This is a genomic window from Paenibacillus terrisolis (assembly GCF_056171975.1).
Genome location: NZ_JBKFGG010000043.1, coordinates 1 through 18,032 on the forward strand (window position 1 = coordinate 1; position 18,032 = coordinate 18,032).

At 52.9% G+C, this 18,032-nt stretch carries 14 protein-coding genes; 5 read left to right on the top strand and 9 right to left on the bottom strand.

Features of this window, described 5'->3' with window-relative positions; genetic code table 11:
- Positions 1-534 precede the first annotated feature (534 nt).
- The 4 genes from ACI48K_RS23190 to ACI48K_RS23205 all read right to left on the bottom strand — a co-directional run bounded on the left by ACI48K_RS23190 (position 535) and on the right by ACI48K_RS23205 (position 8,160).
- A complete protein-coding gene (locus ACI48K_RS23190) occupies positions 535-5,625 on the bottom strand; it encodes a discoidin domain-containing protein (RefSeq protein WP_475030009.1) in 5,091 nt (1,696 codons plus the stop codon).
- Positions 5,626-5,979: 354 nt separating this feature from the next.
- Positions 5,980-6,813, bottom strand: a complete 834-nt coding sequence (locus tag ACI48K_RS23195; RefSeq protein ID WP_475030010.1) for an RnfABCDGE type electron transport complex subunit D — start codon at positions 6,811-6,813, stop codon at positions 5,980-5,982.
- Complete coding sequence (locus tag ACI48K_RS23200; protein WP_475030011.1) at positions 6,791-7,702, bottom strand: FAD:protein FMN transferase; 912 nt, start codon at positions 7,700-7,702, stop codon at positions 6,791-6,793. The genes ACI48K_RS23195 and ACI48K_RS23200 overlap by 23 nt, the downstream gene beginning before the upstream one ends.
- The gene (locus ACI48K_RS23205; RefSeq protein WP_475030049.1) at positions 7,699-8,160 is read right to left on the bottom strand and encodes an FMN-binding protein; all 462 of its coding nucleotides are present in this window, start codon (positions 8,158-8,160) and stop codon (positions 7,699-7,701) included. The genes ACI48K_RS23200 and ACI48K_RS23205 overlap by 4 nt, the downstream gene beginning before the upstream one ends.
- Before the next feature lie 144 nt (positions 8,161-8,304).
- On the opposite strand from ACI48K_RS23205, the gene ACI48K_RS23210 reads away from it, so the two are divergent.
- The 3 genes from ACI48K_RS23210 to udk all read left to right on the top strand — a co-directional run bounded on the left by ACI48K_RS23210 (position 8,305) and on the right by udk (position 10,968).
- On the top strand, positions 8,305-8,991 hold the full coding sequence (locus ACI48K_RS23210; RefSeq protein WP_475030012.1) for a response regulator transcription factor: 687 nt from the start codon (positions 8,305-8,307) through the stop codon (positions 8,989-8,991).
- Positions 8,981-10,258 carry a sensor histidine kinase gene (locus tag ACI48K_RS23215; RefSeq protein WP_475030013.1) on the top strand — a complete coding sequence of 426 codons (1,278 nt, stop codon included), beginning with the start codon at positions 8,981-8,983 and terminating at the stop codon, positions 10,256-10,258. The genes ACI48K_RS23210 and ACI48K_RS23215 overlap by 11 nt, the downstream gene beginning before the upstream one ends.
- An 80-nt stretch (positions 10,259-10,338) precedes the next feature.
- The gene (udk, locus tag ACI48K_RS23220; RefSeq protein ID WP_475030014.1) at positions 10,339-10,968 is read left to right on the top strand and encodes a uridine kinase; all 630 of its coding nucleotides are present in this window, start codon (positions 10,339-10,341) and stop codon (positions 10,966-10,968) included.
- 104 nt (positions 10,969-11,072) lie between these two features.
- On the opposite strand, the gene ACI48K_RS23225 is transcribed toward udk, so the two are convergent.
- The gene (locus ACI48K_RS23225; RefSeq protein ID WP_475030015.1) at positions 11,073-11,669 is read right to left on the bottom strand and encodes a TetR/AcrR family transcriptional regulator; all 597 of its coding nucleotides are present in this window, start codon (positions 11,667-11,669) and stop codon (positions 11,073-11,075) included.
- Between the two features lie 197 nt (positions 11,670-11,866).
- On the opposite strand from ACI48K_RS23225, the gene ACI48K_RS23230 reads away from it, so the two are divergent.
- Entirely contained in the window at positions 11,867-12,271 is a 405-nt protein-coding gene (locus ACI48K_RS23230; RefSeq protein WP_475030016.1) for a VOC family protein, read from the top strand.
- 218 nt (positions 12,272-12,489) lie between these two features.
- On the opposite strand, the gene ACI48K_RS23235 is transcribed toward ACI48K_RS23230, so the two are convergent.
- The gene (locus ACI48K_RS23235) at positions 12,490-13,101 is read right to left on the bottom strand and encodes a DUF2812 domain-containing protein (protein ID WP_475030017.1); all 612 of its coding nucleotides are present in this window, start codon (positions 13,099-13,101) and stop codon (positions 12,490-12,492) included.
- A complete protein-coding gene (locus ACI48K_RS23240; RefSeq protein ID WP_475030018.1) occupies positions 13,088-13,435 on the bottom strand; it encodes a PadR family transcriptional regulator in 348 nt (115 codons plus the stop codon). The genes ACI48K_RS23235 and ACI48K_RS23240 overlap by 14 nt, the downstream gene beginning before the upstream one ends.
- Positions 13,436-13,675: 240 nt before the next feature.
- Here ACI48K_RS23240 and ACI48K_RS23245 point away from each other — a divergent pair, with 240 nt between their 5' ends.
- Positions 13,676-14,209 (top strand): NAD(P)H-dependent oxidoreductase, encoded by a 534-nt coding sequence (locus tag ACI48K_RS23245; protein WP_475030019.1) that lies wholly within the window; start codon positions 13,676-13,678, stop codon positions 14,207-14,209.
- 437 nt (positions 14,210-14,646) lie between these two features.
- Here the strand turns inward: ACI48K_RS23245 and ACI48K_RS23250 are convergent, their stop codons facing one another.
- Together ACI48K_RS23250 and ACI48K_RS23255 are read right to left on the bottom strand one after the other, a co-directional pair.
- On the bottom strand, positions 14,647-16,233 hold the full coding sequence (locus ACI48K_RS23250) for a helix-turn-helix domain-containing protein (protein ID WP_475030020.1): 1,587 nt from the start codon (positions 16,231-16,233) through the stop codon (positions 14,647-14,649).
- On the bottom strand, positions 16,208-17,980 hold the full coding sequence (locus ACI48K_RS23255; protein ID WP_475030021.1) for a cache domain-containing sensor histidine kinase: 1,773 nt from the start codon (positions 17,978-17,980) through the stop codon (positions 16,208-16,210). Before ACI48K_RS23255 ends, ACI48K_RS23250 begins: the two co-directional genes overlap by 26 nt.
- Between the last annotated feature and the right edge of the window lie 52 nt (positions 17,981-18,032).

Consider the following 18,032-nt stretch of genomic DNA (forward strand, 5'->3'; position numbering starts at 1 on the left):
TTGAATTAACTCCAAATCATCCCGTTAATTCAGCCGTAACCGGGTCTAACACACTAACTAACTCCATTTCCTCCAGCTAAATTTGCGGAATCGGCGCTGCATAGCCCTTTTCCTGAAAAATAGCTGGAGGTTTTCCATTTAGTTGGAGCGAAATGTCCGATTCGGCGAGATTAGCAGTACTTTTTCCCGTTAAATGACCTCTCACCACGCACACAACAAACAAATGGCCAACAGATCGGCATCTGGTTTGAATTAACTCCCAATCATCCCGTTAATTCAGCCGTAACCGGGTCTAACACACTAACTAACTCCATTTCCTCCAGCTAAATTAGCGGAATCGGCGCTTCACCACCCGTTTTCCGAGAAATAGCTGGAGGTTTTCCATTTAGTTGGAGCGAAATGTCCGATTCGGCGAGATTAGCAGTACTTTTTCCCGTTAGGTTACCTATCTTACCTCACAAAACAACAAACAAAAGAACCTATCCCAAAGGATAGGTTCTTTCTATATTTACCGTTGTGCATGCAAAGGTAATATTATTTGAATACGTTAAGCTCGACAATCGACCACCATTTCGGGGCGGAGCCGGTTTGCACGATTTTGATGTATCGTGCGGTTTGCGTCGGGAATGCCGCGGCAGTTATGCCGTAATTCCCAACCCCGCTGGCCACCGCGTCGCTCCACGCTGCTCCGTCTTCGGAGACATAGATGGCGTAACCGCGCGTGTAATCCTCCGAAAACGCGCCGGAGTCAAGCTCAACACGGCTGAAGCTTTGCAGGCTGCCGAGGTCCAGCTCAATCCATTGGCCATCCGCTTGATCGTGGCCGGACGACCAACGGGTATCGCGGTTGCTGTCCAACATTTTCGAAGGCGCTTCGCTGGCATTGGTCGAAGATGTCGTAATGTTCCAGTTCGATTGATCCAGTACGGCGCCCAGGCTGTCGTCAGGCTGTCCAGGAAGATCCGGACCCGAAACGGAAGCATAAACGTTAAACTCGGCAATCGACCACCAGTTGGATACCGATTCGGTTTGAACCACCCGGATGTACCGCGCCGTTTGCGTCGGGAACGTCGACAGGAGGTCCTGGCCGTTTCCGCGGGCGCCGGCAACCGGCTGTCCAAAGTCGATGCCGTCTTTCGAGACGTACACGAGATAACCATGCGCATAGTCATTACGGCTGCCGGCCGCGGCCATGCGGATTTGATCAAAGGATTGCTCGCTGCCCAGATCGACCTGAATCCATTGGCCTTCCTTTTGAGCCTTCCCTGTGGACCAACGGGAATTCAAATCGCCGTCAATCATTTGGGAAGCCGGATCGCCTCCCGCCGAGTCGGATGCTTCCAAGGTCCAGTCTTCGCGGGACAAGGCTTGTAGTTTGCCGGTCCCGTTATCGAACAAGTTCAGCTCGCCAATCGACCACCAATGCGATTCTTTGGCGGTTTGCACCACTTTCAAATAACGAACTTGCTGTTCCGGGAACGAAACCAACGTGGTTCCCATGTTGCCTGCGCCTTTAGCGATAGCTTCGCCCCACGTCACGCCGTCATTGGAAGTGTAGACCTGATATCCGTGGGCAAAATCGTCCCTGAAGTTCTCGGAATCCATTTCGAGCGTATCGAAGACTTGGGGCTCGCCCAAATCCACTTGCAGCCATTGACCTGTTGTTTGTTCATGGCTGGTCGTCCAGCGCGTCTCGTTATTGCCGTCAATCAGGTTTGCGGCGTTATCGGCATTATTCGATGCGGTGCCGGTAACTGTCCAGTTAGTGCGATCCAATTTGACCGTATTTGCATCCGGATACGTTCCGTCCCAAGGGCCAGTGCTTCCTTGGTCAGGATCGGTGCCCGGTTCCGGTTTCGGATCTTCACCCGGTTTCGGATCTTCGCCTGGCTGCGGGTCCTTCGGTGGAGTTCCGCCGCCGGTTGGATCCTGAGGCGCATCATCGCTGAACAGAGCCAGCTTCAGTTCCGTAATCGACCACCAGTTTGAAGCTTCGCCTGTTTGCACGATACGGACGTATTGCGCTTTTTGTGCCGGAAACGTTACAACATTGCTTTGCGAATTTCCTACGCCGCTTGCAACCGGGCTAGTCCACTCCACGCCGTCGTTCGACACGAGGATGTCATATCCATGAGCGTAGTCGCCGTAGCTGCCTCCGGAGTTCATAAAGATCGTATCGAAGGCTTGCGGTTCGCCCAAGTCCGCTTGCAGCCATTGTCCGTTGGCTTGCGGTTTTTCGGAAGTCCAGCGAGTGCTGGCGTCCCCGTCAATCATATTGTTAAGCGCTTTGCTTGAAATGTTGTCGGAAGCCGTAATCTTCCAGCCGGTACGGTCCAGATAAGCGCCGCCCTGGTTGGAATCGTCAGGCACCGGAGCCGTAACTTTCGTCGGATCAACCGCTACCAGCGCCTTCGGCTGAACCGTTGTTGAACCGGTTACCCCTGCTTCGTTGTAGAACGTGATCGTCTTCTCGCTATCGGTCGGGTTCCATACTTGAGCCGTGTATTGTCCGTCTTTGTTGTACACGGTAACCGCCGGGTCATCGGCCCAAATATCGGTCGTGCGGTTGCCCAAGGTAGCCATGCTGTGAACGAACCAATAGGCGTTGAACACTTCGTTTTGCTGCATGACGGAGGCGTCCCATTTGGCCAGGACCGCTTCAGGATCGCTCAGCGATTCGAACGGCCAAATGATATGCTGCCAAGTATCTTCCGTTCCGCCATAATCTTTCACCAAACCATTGTACAATTCCGCTGCCTTGCTCGGATCCTTACCGTAGTAAGTCACCCATTCGGCCGGCGGCAGCAGGTGAATGCCGTAAATATGCTGCGGATTGTTCGAGAAAAAGGTTCCGTACAAATAAGCGCTGCCGTATACTTGCCCTACAACCGAGTGTTGATAGCCCGGCAGCCAGTTGTCATGGTCATAGTTGAACCAGTATTGTTCGATCGCCTTTTCTTCGGTTGTGAAGCCCCAGATGCCTGCGTCGCGGTACGTATTGTTACCGGTCACCATGCCCCACATATATTCGCCAACCCAGCCGAAGAGCGCTTCACCGGCGGCTTCCTGGTTGTTCCCGCTCCGGTTGTCGGCGTAACCGCCGGCCCAGGAGTGGCCTTCATACGGATCGAAGTTGCGGAACCAAGGGAACTCGCTGTCCGTTTTGGACGGGTTCGCATAGTCCCGAATGAGCACTTCGACCATATCGCCGTATTGATTGCGGAAATCTTCATCGTAAGTCGCCAGAACGGCGGATGCAAATACATAATAGCCATACGTGAAGTGATGGTCCGTAAGGCCCGTATTCACGCCGAATCCGCTCGCGAACGGGAACACGGAGCCCCAATCCGTCGAGTAATGGAAGTAATACGAATGATTCGGTTCATCCGGTGAGTACGTATACCAGTCCGTCAAAATCGTTCTCAGCTTGCTGAGATAATTCTCTTTTCTTTCCGTATCGCCGATTTGATCGCTGATGATGGCCCCAAGCGCCAGCGGATGAAGCTTTTTGCCTTGCCAGTACGGGTCGGTGACCATAAAGTTTTGAGCCACATCCGCGTCCAGCGAATCCAAGTAAGCAGTCATCTGCGCCCGCGAATACGTCGGATCGTTAGGCTCGACGAATTGCGGAATGATGCCGTAAAAACGATCGCTTGTCGTGAACTCGTTTCCTTCATGCACTTTCAGCGTTCCGCGGATCGACGGATACGCGAGCTGCGTCAGCGTGGAAGAGGAAATCTTCCATTGATGCGGCAGCAGCGCCATCAGCGTGTCCGAGGAGAAGCCCGGACGCTTCACATCCGTTACTGTATGGAAGTTCGTCGTCACGATGGAAGAGGTTTGATCATAGTTGTAGCTAACTTCCGTATCGGCTACAAAAGCGTACGCATGCTGATAGAAATAACTTAAGTCCGCGCTCGACGTCAAGGTCCCGACGGACAGGTACTGCTCGCTGCCCGCGAATTTAACTTTGAGCGTATTCCCCAGCTTCGTAAATACCGTACCTTCCGGAGCGTAAATTCCGTAGTCCTTCGTAAAGGTTTGCGGTTGAGGCGCGTGATCCTTGTTGACGACTTCAATCCCGATATGGTCGCCGGTCAAGGTTGCTTCTTCGCCTTCCAGGATACTTTGGTTATTGTCGTCAAACAGCCGGGTGATCACCGGAGATTGAATCAAAACGGTATCCGATTCGAACGTGTTGTATAGGAACGGCGAACCTTTTACAAACGTGGTGCTCATCTTCCGCGTATCGTCATCGCTCAGCACAACGCTCGCGGAATAGTCGCCGTAACCCGAGATTTTCGTTGTCAGCGAAGTCGGATTAACGTTGCTTGGCATGATGTACAAGTCCGGATCGCCATCAGCGTCCATAGACCCGCCATCCGCCGATGTATATCCTGCGCCCGGGTTCTGAATGGCAAGACCTTGCTTCGTATATCTGTTCTTGAACGGCAGGGTAATCAAGCTGTCACCGTTCCCCATGTTCGAGATCAGAATCGATTGCCACCAGTCATTGGATGGAATCGGCGCTTCCACGTCATCGGTTTTGTATTTCGGGTTTTTCGGTTCCAACTGCGTGATGTCGTTGATCTCATAGCTGCCTGCCCCTACCGAAACGGTGGAAGGCGTCGGAATTGCCGGGATGTCATAGACCGGCTGATCGTCGCCATCCCGGTACGGATATACCTCCAACTCAAACAAGGAGTATCCGTTGTCGCTGCCGCGGGCAATGCCGTTTACTTTAACATAACGGCCGTTCGCGTATAGCGGGATCGTCTCTTTGCCGCCGGAGCCTTTGAGCTGCCGGTACACGGTCGTCCAATTGGAAGCGTCGTCGGAGACCTGAATATCATAGGCCCGTCCGTAAGCCGCTTCCCAGTTCAGAACGACGCGGCCGATCGTATATGATTGCCCGAGGTCGGTGTAAATCCACTGCGTGTCGTTATGTCTGGACGACCAACGCGTGTTCGAATTGCCGTCGGTCGCGTTTGCCGCCAAATAATTGGCAGGTTCCAAATCCGCTTTCTCCTCGTTCTCTTGAGAAGAAACAGTTACCGGCTGGTTCAAGGCAACGTTCGGAACTTCCGGTTTTGGCGGAGGATTAACGCCTCCGGTACCGTAAACGCCAAACTCATAGATGGACACGCCATATGCCGTTTGTGCGCGTTCCGTGCTGTAAATCCGCACATAGCGGCCTTTCCCGGAGACGGCCAAGTCGCTGATGCCGCCCTTGTTCTCCTTCGTGGAGTAGATGGAATCCCACTTTACTTCGTTGTCGGAGACCTGAATTTCAAATGCTTTCGAATAAGCGTTCTCCCAGTTAATTGTAACCCGGGAGATCGAAGCGCTTGCCCCGAGATCCACGTAAATCCATTGAGGGTCCTTTTTCCATACGCTCTCCCAACGGGTGTGAAGATCGCCGTCAACAACCAAATCAGGCGTGTTGTTGTCCTGCGTCGAAGACGCAAAAGCGGGACGATTGAGCGACAAAAGGTAATCCCCTTCCGCCGCGCTTGCCTTCCCGTTTCCTATGTACGGAAAAAAAGACAACACCAAGCTAAAAATCAAAAAGCCATGAAGCCATTTGCGGATGCTGCCCGATTTTCTGGATAAACCGTTCATCATACTGTTACGTTTCCTCCTCGCATCATTTGCGTAATGATTATATTTATGAAAAAAGTCCTTATTTTCTCTCTTCTCTCCTCTTCTGCTCCCTCCATTCCAAAATTTGGCGCATGTAGTTTATCGGTCGAATTTTGCCGATTGTTATATTTTCCCTTTCCTAAAATGTAAAAATAATACTGTTGACCTAGCGAGTGGGCAATAAGTAGGGATATCCTCTTTTGCCCGGACAGGATTCAGGGAGTACGACACCTTTCAAATGTAAATTTTTTCCTCAAAAAAGAGAGCCTCCGGGCTCATAGGCCCAGGGACTCTCCTTCAAAAGTAGGAACAACTCGCCATATGATCGGGTCAAGATCAGGGGAGTTGCATTTTTTTCACTTGTTTCACGCCGGAACGCTTCTGCCGAGTCGCGTTCGAAGACCACCTGGCTCTCATCCAATGGTACAGGTTTCCGGTAAGAAGTCCGATAAACAGATACATCAATCCGCCGAATTGCCCGTAAATGGCCGTTCCCGTCAAAGCGACAAGCGTACCGAAAAAGATTTGATCTTTCGTTTTGGCCGGCGACGTAGGCGGGTCGGTCAGCATAAAAAATCCGAAAAACAAGGTAGCGTTCACAAACGGGGATCGGAGCCCGTCAAAAGCATCGGCTGCGCCGAACAGTCCCAGCAGGGGAAGAAGCAGAAACGACGTTCCCAGGAAAGCAAATACCTGAGCGTACTTATTGATGCGATTCGTTACGGCGTAACCGCCAATGAGCAGCAGCAAAACCGTCCAGGCCGGAAGGTCGCCGAACGCCCCCCACCAGCTTTGCCCGGGATCGAAAAGAATGATCGAGAGCAATAGTCCCAGCGCAGCCGGGTTAAAAACGGGTTTCTTCTTATAAGTGAACAAATGCTTGGACAGGATGGCTAAGGCCGCCGTACCTGCCGTAATGTACCAAGCGCTCGCCGTGCTCAGCACAAGGGCAATGATTAGTCCGGTAATGACGGTTCCGTCCGGCATGATTTTTGATTTTCGTTTGATGAGGCTTAAAGCTACGTCTACGATCAAACCGGTGCCAACCGCAAGCATGGCGTTGATCATCCCGCCGATATCGCGCAGCATCCAGGACGCAAACAGCAAATATACCAGCATGGTAACGGCGACATAGCCCTTAGGTGATTTAATCCATTGTTTGATGGTCATTGCCCATCCCTCCTACTCTTATGATTCGTAAATCGGAAGTGATCGCGACGGCCTGCAATTCCGCCTGCCGGATCAGATCCATCCCTTCGCCCGGCCCCAAGACAAACGCCGCGGTAGAGCAAGCGTCGGCCAGCATGGCATACGGAGCGATAACGCTGAGACTGACCCAATCGTTCCGCGAAAGTCCCGTCCGGGGATCGATGAGATGATGCATACCGGCTTCTTTCTCGCTCTTCCGCTCATAGCTTCCCGACGTGCAGATTGCCGCGTTCGTCAGCTTGATTAGATCGATGATCTCCGTTTTACGCTCGGGATGGCGAATGCCGATTTCCCAAGGTTTGCCCGCCTCATCGTATCCTCCGGCATATAAATCGCCGCCCGCATTGATCAGAAAACCGGGAAAGTCCCGAAGCTCACCCGCAGCCAAATCGATGGCGAACCCTTTGGCAACGGCTCCCAAATCGATGACGAGCGGTTTCTTCAGCAATATCGTCCGGCGAGTTTCGTCAAGCCCGATATCAAGAAAAGACACCTCTTCAGCCGAGGGGCTGTTCATAACGGCACCCGTTAAAAAATGGCGGTTGAAGCCCTGCTTCTCCAGCCTTTTGCCGACGGTCGGATCAAAAGCTCCTTCCGTATGCGCCGCCATCTCCACGGCGAACCTCAATGGTTCGAACAGAACCGGGCTGACCTGCACCGGAATGCCCGGATTCCGGCAGGCCTGCATCAGTTCGCTATCCGGGTTAAAACGGCTGCAAGCGTCTTCCACTTTGCGGAATGCGGCAAAAGCCCGATTGATGCATAGCTCCGCCTTCTCATCCGTTATCCCCGCACCCGGGACCACCTCAATATCCACCGTCGTATCCATATACAGCTTCGTTTTTCTCATGACCGCAGGTTCCGGGCTTGCGTCAGCGCATCCCGGACGGCATCCTCAAAAGCCCGGGTGCTGTAAGTGGCGCCGGACACATTGCCGACTTTGGCGCTTTGCTGCTGTATCACATCCGCAGGCAAGCCCGCAATGTCGCTCTCCGGATAACGCATTCCGTAATCGCTGACGTCCACTTCGGTGATTTTGTCGTTTTGAATCGTAACATTCACTTGAATTGACCCGCGCCGATTCGAGCCCATCCCTGTGTAGGTGCCGTCTTTATATATACTTTGAGTTTGAATCGCGCTTTGGCTTGGTTTCGCGTCTTGGGTTGGCGCAGCCACCCGAGGAATGCCGGCCGCCGCCACCGGCTGCGCCGCTTGCCCGCTCCGGGCCTCCGTGTCCGTCGCATATAGCCCGGCCGCGTAAACCGCCGCAATGGCTGCCGAGCATAAAGCCACCCATTTTTTGTTCATTTTTGCCACGTAAATCCCTCCATCCAGCTTCGGAAATAATGGCTCCCCCTCCGGTGACTTTTAGTATAAAACCGGATTATTTAAATTTTCTTAAAAAGCGGGCTTCTGATAAAATGACCTGTAAGGGAAAGGCGGGAATTAGCGATGCGAGTATTGGTAGTGGAAGACGACATTTCTTTGCTCCGCGTGATCCGTGATATTTTCGAAAGCGAAGGCTTTGTGACCGATGGGGCGGAAAACGGGGAAGACGGCTATTATTTGGCTGAGCAGGCGATTTTTGATTTGATCATTCTCGATGTCATGCTTCCGGAAATGAACGGCGTGGACATCGTCAAAAAATTGCGGGGCCATTCCCAAACGGTTCCGATCATCCTTGTCACCGCCAAAGATGCGGTTGATGACCGCGTGGCCGGACTGGACGCGGGAGCGGACGATTATGTGACGAAGCCTTTTGCGGTTTCCGAATTATTGGCGCGAACCCGCGCCGTCTTGAGAAGAAAAGGCACGCTGGGGCAAGAGGGGGAGCTTGCCTGCGGTCCCGTCCGGCTGGTACCGTCCTTGAGGGAAGCTTTTCACGAGGATACGCCGCTTCATTTAACCGCGACGGAGTATGCCCTTCTGGAATTCTTCCTGTGCAACAAGGACCAAATTCTAACCCGCGAACAGATTTTCGACCGGATATGGGGGTTTAATTCCGATTCCGCCACGACCGCCGTGGACGTATACATTCACCATCTTCGCAAAAAGCTTGCCGCTAACGGGGCGGAGTCCATTGTGCGGACGGTTCGGGGCATCGGTTATATTTGCAAGGGTGACGCCCATGTTCAATAGCACCCGCAGAAGGCTGGCTATACTGAATACCGCCGTTTTTTTGCTGATTCTCGCGGTTCTGGGAACATTGTTGTACGCGCATATGCACTACCGGCTGGTTCGGGAGGTCGACGAGAGCCTAACGAAGGCCAAACACCGGGTGGAATCCTATCACAACCTGTCGGAGTGGCTGCGGTCCGATCATCCCGATCCCGAGCAGGACGACAGGACCATCTATTTGTTCTGGGATGCGGAAGGGCGGCTGGTTGAGCAGTTTCCGCAGCAGTCGCTTCCTTTGGAAGAGGCGGGTCGACTTAAAAACGCTGCAAAAGCCGCCTCCCCCGGAAACCGGGAGGTTGGAGGCCGCAATTATCGCGTCCTGGAATTTCCGAAATACGATACCCTGGATTCGCGCCAAATCGTCTCGGTCAGCGTCATCCGCAGCCTGGAGGACGTGAACCATACGCTGCGTTCCCTCTTGCGCGATCTTACAATGGGGATGGCCGCCGGGGCGGTTATCTCCATTGTGGCCGGGCTGTTTCTGGCCGGGCGGGCGCTTGTGCCCATCCGGAATTCCTGGGACAAACAGCAGCGGTTTGTCGCCGACGCTTCCCATGAGCTGCGCACGCCAACCGCGATCATCCAGGCGCAGACGGAAATGCTGCTGCGCCATCCCGATCGTTCTATTGAAGAGGAGAGTCCGCACATTGCCGAGATCCTCAAGGAAAGCAAGCGGATGAGCCGGCTGCTGGACGACCTGCTGACGCTGGCTCGCTCCGACTCGAACCGGCTCCAAATCCAGCCGGCCGATTTTGCGCTGGATGCCTTGATTCGCGAGCTGACGGGCCATTTCCGGCTGCTCGCCGGAACGAAAGGCGTCGAAATCGAAAGCAAGTGTGAGGCGCCTTTGATTCTTTGGGGCGATGAGGGCCGGATTCGCCAGCTGATGATCATTCTTTTGGAAAATGCCCTGAAATACACACCCGAAGGCGGACGGATCAAGGTGGAGAGCAAATACGTGCCGCATTCCGTCTGCATCCGCGTCTCCGACAGCGGCAGCGGCATCGCCGAAGCGGACCTGCCTTACATTTTCGAGCGGTTCTACCGCGGGGATAAAGTCAGATCAAGGGCGGAAGGCGGAACGGGACTCGGGCTGTCGATCGCCAAGTGGATCGTGGATGTGCATGGCGGGAGCATACGGGTCGAATCGGCCCTCAACCGCGGCACGCAAATCGAGCTGTTTTTTCCGAGAAAAAAACGAACGCCCCCGGATTTTCCCAGTGCATGATGAAGGTGAAAAAAAACGCATGCTGTGCTACAATACTGGAATGTTAAAGGGAAATCGTTTAGGAGGGTATTTGAATCGCCATGCTAATTATGGGTATCGCCGGCGGCACCGGTTCCGGGAAAACAACCGTAGCCCGTTCCGTCATTGAGCAGCTTGGATCAGATAAAGTTACATTCATATCACAGGATAATTACTATAAGGACCAATCGCATCTGGGCATGTCCGAACGCGAACTAACGAACTACGATCACCCTTTCGCCTTTGACAATGAACTGCTTGTAGAGCATCTCTCCGTGCTTAAGGACGGACAAGCCGCTTTCGCGCCGGTTTACGACTTCACGATTCATACCAGATCCTCCGACAAAAACGTCGAATTGAAGCCGAATAATATCGTTATCGTGGAAGGTTTATTCGTATTGTACGACGAAAAGCTCCGCAGTCTTCTCGATATCAAAGTGTTCGTGGATACGGATTCCGACGTCCGCATTCTCCGCCGCGTGCTGCGGGATATGGAGGAACGGGGACGCTCCATTCATTCGATCCACCAGCAATATCTGGCTACGGTGAAGCCGATGCATGAAGCGTTTATCGAGCCGTCCAAGAAATACGCCGATCTGATCATTCCGGAAGGCGGGCATAATGAAGTCGGCATTCAAATGCTGACGATTCTGACGGAAAAGTATCTGACCGCCGGGAAGAAGCCGGTTTGATCGAATATACGATCAGGAGTAAACAAAAAGAGGCACCGCTGCATTAAAATGCAGCCGGTGCCTCTTTTGCTGTCAGAAGAAAATAAAGTGTTAGACGTCTCGTACTAAAGTGAAGCGAGTGTGCGTTTGATGATCGCCTTTACGAACTGGTCGTCGATCGGTTCGCGTGAGAACCAGCGGCGGTAGAAGAGTGGCCCCAGCAGGGCTGCGACGATCGTTGACACGTCGGCGTGTGCCGACAGTTCGCCCCTGGCTAGCGCCCGCTGCAGGACCTCTCGCAGGGGGGCGGCGTGTCCGCGCTGAATCCGACTGTGGATTTCCGCGAACTCCGGATTGCGCTCGGCGGTGTCGACGATTGACGGCAGGACGAAGGACCAATTCGCCGTCGTCAGCAGGTGCGCGATTTCCACCAGGATAGCCGTGACGTCACCTTCGAGTGAGCCGGTGTCGGGCGTTTCCTGCTCCGCAATCATCCGTGAACAGGCGTCGATCACCAGTGCTTCCCGCGTCGGCCAGTGGCGATAGATGGTCGTCTTCGCGACCCCGGAACGACGCGCCACTTCGTCGACGGTGAAGCTAGCCACACCGCCTTCGCCGAGCAGTTCAAACGCAGTGGTCAGGACGGTATGTCGTGAACGTTCGACGCGTCTATTCAAATTGGCCGACGGCACACGTTCGGATTTTTTAGACGTAGTCACCATCTTCCCTCCAACAAAAAGTACTTAAACTGGGATCCGTTGCGTTAAAATAAAAAGTCCTTCACATTATACCATGGGAGCATCCTTGGCGCCGGGGATTTCGGATTGCCGATACAGCACCATACAGTCACTTGCATTTTCCAGATCAATATGCTACGATACGGTATCGTAGCGTTATATAATTGAAAGGATGATGTCTCGTGAATTTCGCTTCTGTACGCATCATTACTGACGACTTGGATCGACTCGTCGCGTTCTATGAGAAAGTCACAGGTGCTTCGGCGAAACGCCCAGCGCCTGTCTTCGCTGAGTTCGTTCTGCCATCGTGTACCCTGGCGATCGGCCACTCCCAGACGGTACAACTGTTCGGCGCCGGTTCCGCGCGCGCGGCCGACAACCACACCGTCATCATCGAGTTTCGCGTCCACGACGTCGATGCCGAGTACACGCGGTTGAAGCTGCTTGTCGACGAGTGGGTTCAAGAACCAACTACGATGCCATGGGGGAACCGCTCTGCACTGTTTCGCGACCCCGACGGCAACCTCGTCAACCTCTTCGCGCCGGCTACCGAGGAAGCGCTCGAGCGGTTCAGCGGCAGGCCTTGACGGACAGCGTTCTTACGCAAAATGTACTAATGGAGTTCGCGACTGAAACTCTCCTGCCCGCCGGTATTCTCGGGTCGGGAGCCGGCGGTTGCAGAAGCTCTCGGGAATGTTAGCCGAATGGCAACAGCGGCAGGTCTAAGGCTTTATTTTCAAGTCTTGGTCCGTCGCTGTTTCTTTTAACAGGTCATATCTAATACTTTATTTTCACCGAACATTTGCTATTTGATGGCCTTCCGGTATTGGCTTTTGGCCCGGACGGCAAAAATCAGATACAGCAAAATCGTCACGGGAATCATGATCCAGATAAAGCCCCGCATCAAGGCAAACGGTGTTTCAAACAGAAACGCCCGCCAAAAATCAAACCCGCTCTTCGCCCACAAGCCCGGCGTGTAATACAAGGCTTTGGGATGAACGAAAGCCATTGTATTCACCGCCCCCGTCATCATGAGAGCGACGAATATCGGAATGAAGGAGCACGCCAGCGAAAGCCACATCTCGGACCATCGCTGATAGCGTCCGGCTTTGGATGGGACGTCCGAGAAAATATCTTCACTTCCGGTTTCGCCGATTCTTTTGAAATACTGGGCGCCGGAATACTTGCTCCCCGCCAGATGCCGCCACCCGCTGTCCTCGAACATCGCCTTGTAATCCTCGTAATCGGACTGCTTCCGAAACTGGCGGTAATCGATCCGGATCACGGCTTGCTCCGGCTCCGCTTTTCCGAATTCATAACCTAAGGATTTGCCGGCAAGCGCGTATCCCTCCTCAGCCATTTGATTCAGCCACTTTTCTTCCTTCTCGAAATCGATAAAAAACTTATACTTGATCATTCGATTTCCCTCCTGCCGCGTTCGCATCCAGAATTCCTCTCGTCACTTCAAGCATGTGCCGCATCCGCTCATAGTCGAGCCGTAAAACCGCCCGGCCCTCCTCCGTGATGGCGTACACTTTTCTCCGACTGTCCTCGCTTCCGACCGGCCGGATATACCGCTGCTTCACCAGATTTTCAACCGCTCCGTACAGCGTACCCGCCGCCATCTTCACCTGTCCTCCACTCAGTTCCTCCACCTTCTGCATGATGAGGTAACCGTGCGCCGGCTCCATCAGGGCCAGTAAAATATAATAAACCGTTTCCGTGAGCGGCAAATTTCGATCCCTGCCCATCGTTTCACTCCTCGTTGCTTAGTGTCGCCTTATATAGTTCAACTGTATAGTTATACTATATACAGTTTGACTGTATAATGCAACGGCAAAAAAACCGCTTTATGCGGATAGGGCTGTAAGACGGCTGCTACGCGGATAGTGGCTGTAAAGCGGCGGAAATATCGAAGAGTTGTATAAGCAAAACCAAAGGCTTACACTGGGATCAGCGCAAAATATTTATCCTATCTGGGAGTGATCAGCTTGTCCAATCAGCCAAAAACTTTAGTCATCGTCATCCACCCGAATCTCGAACAATCACGGGTGAACAAACGGCTTGCCGCCGAGTTGACCAACATAGAGGGCGTCACCATCCATAAACTGCATGAAGCTTACCCGGACGAAATCATCAATGTCGCCGAAGAGCAGCGTCTGCTCGCCGCCCATGATTGCATCATCCTGCAATTTCCGTTCTATTGGTACAGCTCGCCGTATTTGTTGAAAAAATGGATGGATCACGTTCTGCTAAACGGCTGGGCTTACGGACCGGGAGGCGATGCGTTGGCCGGCAAGGAATTGCGCGTCGCCATCTCCACCGGCGCCGTGAAGGACGCTTACCAAGCGGGCGGAATTAACCACTTCGCTTTAAGCGAGCTGCTGCGTCCGTTCCAGGCCATGGCCAACAAAGTGGGCATGACGTACAAGCCCGCTTTTGTCGTCAACGGAGTGCGGCAGCTTAGCGACGACGAACTTGAACAATACGCACACGATTACGCGGCATACATTCAGCAGATTTAACAGGTGAGAACAAAAAAGTCGGCTCGGGAAGCGACCCCCAGCCGACTTTTTGTTCTGAGCAAGAAAATGCCTGCATAAATGCAGTTATTTTTGCAATCGTGATATGGACCGGCCGCAACGTTAAAATGTTGTATTTTGTGCAGCAATTGCACCATGACCCGGTCAAAGTATCTGAAATGTTGTATTTCGTACAGCATTTTTGGCTCTTACGGCCATTTCACAACCAATTTGCAGGAATTTGTTGTACATTTTACAACATAAACCTGCGGCAGCCGTCCGGCAGACTCAAAATTCTGCACATTATGCAACAATTCTTAGGGTGGGCCACCGTTTCATTAGAGGGCTCAGAGGTAACTGCAGTATTTTCGTTCCGGTAGAGCCAAAACGGGCCAAAATAACTGCATTATTGCAGTAATATGGGCGGCCTCGCTTCCCTCCTAGATGAACCGGCTCGGCGACATGCCGAAATGGGTTTTGAACAACTTGACGAAATAGCTTTTATTGTCGTACCCCAGCATCAGCGCGACCTTCTCCACGGTATTTTCCGGGTTCGTCAGCATCATTTCGGCCTTCTCCATTTTCATCCGGTTCACGTATTCGATGAAGCTCTCACCCGTTTCTTTCTTGAACAGCCGGCTGAAGTAACTGACGTTCAGATGCAGCAGGTCGGCGACCTCTTCGAGCGCGATTTTCCGGTGCAGGTTGAGCTGCACGAATTTCTGGGCGTCGATGATTTCCGATTTTTTGCTCTGCTTGGAAATCTGCTCGGCATGCATTACCGCCTCCCGCATGAACTGCAGAAGCCAATCGCGGATCTCGCTGGCGTTCAGCATTTGTACGATATCATGCTGCACCCGTTCCTTATCGAATTGCTGATTGAATTTCAGCTTCAGTTGCAGATCGAGCGCCAGCTTCCAGACGAACTGCTTGACGTCGGACGGTTGAAATTTGCGGCTGCGGATAAATTCGAAGAAACGATCGACGACCGACTCAATATCCCCGTTTTCTTCAATCAGCAGCCGGTTCAGTTTGTCGCTGTATTCGGAATAATGCGTGAACAGGTCCTCCCGTTTGACCTTGCCGGGAATGTCGTGATATTTGGCGATCACCGGGCCGGGGGCATAGAAAAAATCGTCCACCCCGGACAGCAGCTTTGGCAGCTGTCGTTTGATGCAGCTGCTTTCGGTGACCATCTCCCCGATCAGAACCGACAGCTCAATCTTCAAGTATTTAGCAAAAGCGTGCTGGATATGGTGCGCGATTTGCGCCAGCTTCTCGTAAGGGTTCGTGGCAAGCTCTTTCCGGCAGGCGTACAGCCAGAAAAACTCCTGCGCCGAATAACTGAAGAACAGCACGTTTGGCTCCTCGCGAAGCAGCTCCTCCACGGCATTCTCCACAATGAACTTCACCATATCCTCATAGATGTAACGGTCGATCGCATCGTGGAAGCGATGAATCCGGCAGCAGACGGGAATGAAATGCCCAAGCTCCGTATGCATTCCAAAATCCCGCAGCTGCTCAAGCAAAACCCGATCATCCAACACGGGGTTTGTGAGCAGATTGCGCAGCCACTTCTCCTTGAGCGCCGTCCGGCTGCGGTGAGCCTGATAGTTCAAATGGTCGACATGCCGTTTCAGGTGCTGGTCCGCCTCGATTTTCGACCTCACCCGCCCCATGGTCTCCTGAATTCCCTCCAAACTGAGCGTTTCTTTTAAAATATAATCCTGCACTCCAAGATGCACGGCCTGTTGGGCGAAGTGGAACTCGTCGTGGCAGGACAAGATCACGAAGTGAATGTTTTTGGCCAGCGCCTGAAGCCGTTTGATCAAGGCAAGCCCATCCATACCGGGCATGCCGATATCCGTAATGATGAGATCCGGCAGCACCTCGCCGCATCGCTGAATCGCATCGAGGGCGTTCGTATATTCTCCGACCAGCTCGAATCCCATTTCATCCCATGGCACTAATTTTTTTAAGAATTCGAGTACCGTCACATCGTCATCTACCAATATGACCTGATACATGCTTGTTTTCCTCCCTGGCGGTTAGCGGTATCTTTAAGGTGATCGAAAGGCCCAAGCCGGGCGAACTGTTCATTTCCATGGCAAAAGGCTCTCCGTAAATGATCTGCAGACGTTCCCTGACGTTCTTGAGCCCGATTCCGGAAACCGGCGTCCCGCTCTGGACTTCCTGCAGCTTCTCCTCTGTCATGCCAACTCCGGAATCTTTAATTTCGATATAGAGAAAATCCGTCTGCTTCCAGGCGGAGATGGAAATCTCGCCTTCCTTTTGCTTAAGTCCGTGATTATAGGCGTTTTCGACCAGCGGCTGGAGCGTGAACCGCGGCACCGATTCAAGCAGCGTATCCGAAGCCAGGTTGATATGAAGCTTCACTCCGTCATGGTGCCGGAAGTTCATCAGCTGCATATAATGCCGGGTCGTCTCGACCTCCTCGTGCAGCGGCAGAAACTCGTTGTTCCGGTTGATGCTCATCCGCAGCAGCGCGGACAGGGAGGCGATCGTGCCGGCGATTTCATGCTCCCCGTTCAGGATCAGCTGCAGGCGGATCGAATTGAGCGTGTTAAACAGAAAATGCGGGTTGACCTGGGCCTGCAGCAGCTCCAGTTCGGCCATCCGCTTTCGCGACTGCTCCCATTCGATCTGATGGATCATTTCCTCAACCCGCTCAAGCATCCGGTCAAAGGCCAAACCCAAATGGCCGACCTCATCCCGCCCGGTCACTTTGGAACGCACGTGCAGAAATCCCTTTTCCACCTTCGAAGCCGTCCTCGACAACCGCATGATCGGCTTGGTCCACTGGTTCAGGAAAGTGAACAGCACAATCGCAAACAGCGCGAAAAAGATCGTCTGCAAAATAAATACTTTATTGAACAGATTCCCGATTTTATTGGTGACGCTTTCATAGGGGGTTAAGCTCCGCATGCTCCAATTGGCGAACGGAAGCTCGTGGCTGATGGATAGGTATTTAAGGCCGTTCCAGGTAACGACATTGTACTCCCCGTCCGGCGCGCTTTTGCCCGTGAAGGTTTTCCCCACCTGATCCCGTTTCGTATGGGAAATGACCGTTCCGTCCGCGTCCAGCACCATCATCGTCTGGTCGGAAGCATATTTGGCAAAAATCTGGCTGAACTGATCCTCCGGCTTGCTGAGAACAATGTAGGCGTTGACGCCGCTGTTGTAAAGCTGGATCGTCCGCACGATCGTGACCAGATTCGGCGTTTGTTCGGCGTCCGCGTTCACGTAATTTTTTTGCGTGCCCAGCCAATACGTCGTATTGACCGGTTCCTTGGCGAGCTGCCGGATCCACGGCTCCTGGTACATAAATCCGAGATCGTTCTTATACGTAGAATAGTTGCTGAAATAAAGGCCGTTCGGGAGCAGAATCGTCACATAGGTTTTGCCGCCGAAAAACGCGATCCGATCCAGCTTCTCCGTAATTTGCTTAAACGAAAAAAAGTCCACGCTTGCCTGGTTATCCACCTTGTATTTGTTCCAGGCGACGCGCAGATCCGTAATCATTTCCGTATCGTATTGAATCAGATTAAAGGCGTTCACCATATCCTTCATCAGATTCGATTCATAAAGCTCGGCCACCTCCAGCGACTGCTCCGCCTTTACGGCCGCCTTGTTCCTGAGCTCGCTTTTCGTATATACTCCGGTGATGACGAGCGTAATTACCGAAGGGAGAAAAAGGCACAGAAGTGAAGTCATGATGAGTTTCTGTCTCCAGCCCAAAAATGGAAATCGCAAGGCGTTTCCCTCCCGTTCGCAAAAAAGATAAAAGAGGGGGATCGTTATCCCC

Excerpts from the sequence above, each read along its gene's own strand:
- ACI48K_RS23190 (WP_475030009.1), bottom strand. The coding sequence starts at position 5,625 with ATGATGAACGGTTTATCCAGAAAATCGGGCAGCATCCGCAAATGGCTT.
- ACI48K_RS23200 (WP_475030011.1), bottom strand. The coding sequence starts at position 7,702 with ATGAGAAAAACGAAGCTGTATATGGATACGACGGTGGATATTGAGGTG.
- udk (WP_475030014.1), top strand. The coding sequence starts at position 10,339 with ATGCTAATTATGGGTATCGCCGGCGGCACCGGTTCCGGGAAAACAACC.
- ACI48K_RS23210 (WP_475030012.1), top strand. The coding sequence starts at position 8,305 with ATGCGAGTATTGGTAGTGGAAGACGACATTTCTTTGCTCCGCGTGATC.
- ACI48K_RS23205 (WP_475030049.1), bottom strand. The coding sequence starts at position 8,160 with ATGAACAAAAAATGGGTGGCTTTATGCTCGGCAGCCATTGCGGCGGTT.
- ACI48K_RS23225 (WP_475030015.1), bottom strand. The coding sequence starts at position 11,669 with ATGGTGACTACGTCTAAAAAATCCGAACGTGTGCCGTCGGCCAATTTG.
- ACI48K_RS23235 (WP_475030017.1), bottom strand. The coding sequence starts at position 13,101 with ATGATCAAGTATAAGTTTTTTATCGATTTCGAGAAGGAAGAAAAGTGG.
- ACI48K_RS23250 (WP_475030020.1), bottom strand. The coding sequence starts at position 16,233 with ATGTATCAGGTCATATTGGTAGATGACGATGTGACGGTACTCGAATTC.
- ACI48K_RS23195 (WP_475030010.1), bottom strand. The coding sequence starts at position 6,813 with ATGACCATCAAACAATGGATTAAATCACCTAAGGGCTATGTCGCCGTT.
- ACI48K_RS23215 (WP_475030013.1), top strand. The coding sequence starts at position 8,981 with ATGTTCAATAGCACCCGCAGAAGGCTGGCTATACTGAATACCGCCGTT.
- ACI48K_RS23240 (WP_475030018.1), bottom strand. The coding sequence starts at position 13,435 with ATGGGCAGGGATCGAAATTTGCCGCTCACGGAAACGGTTTATTATATT.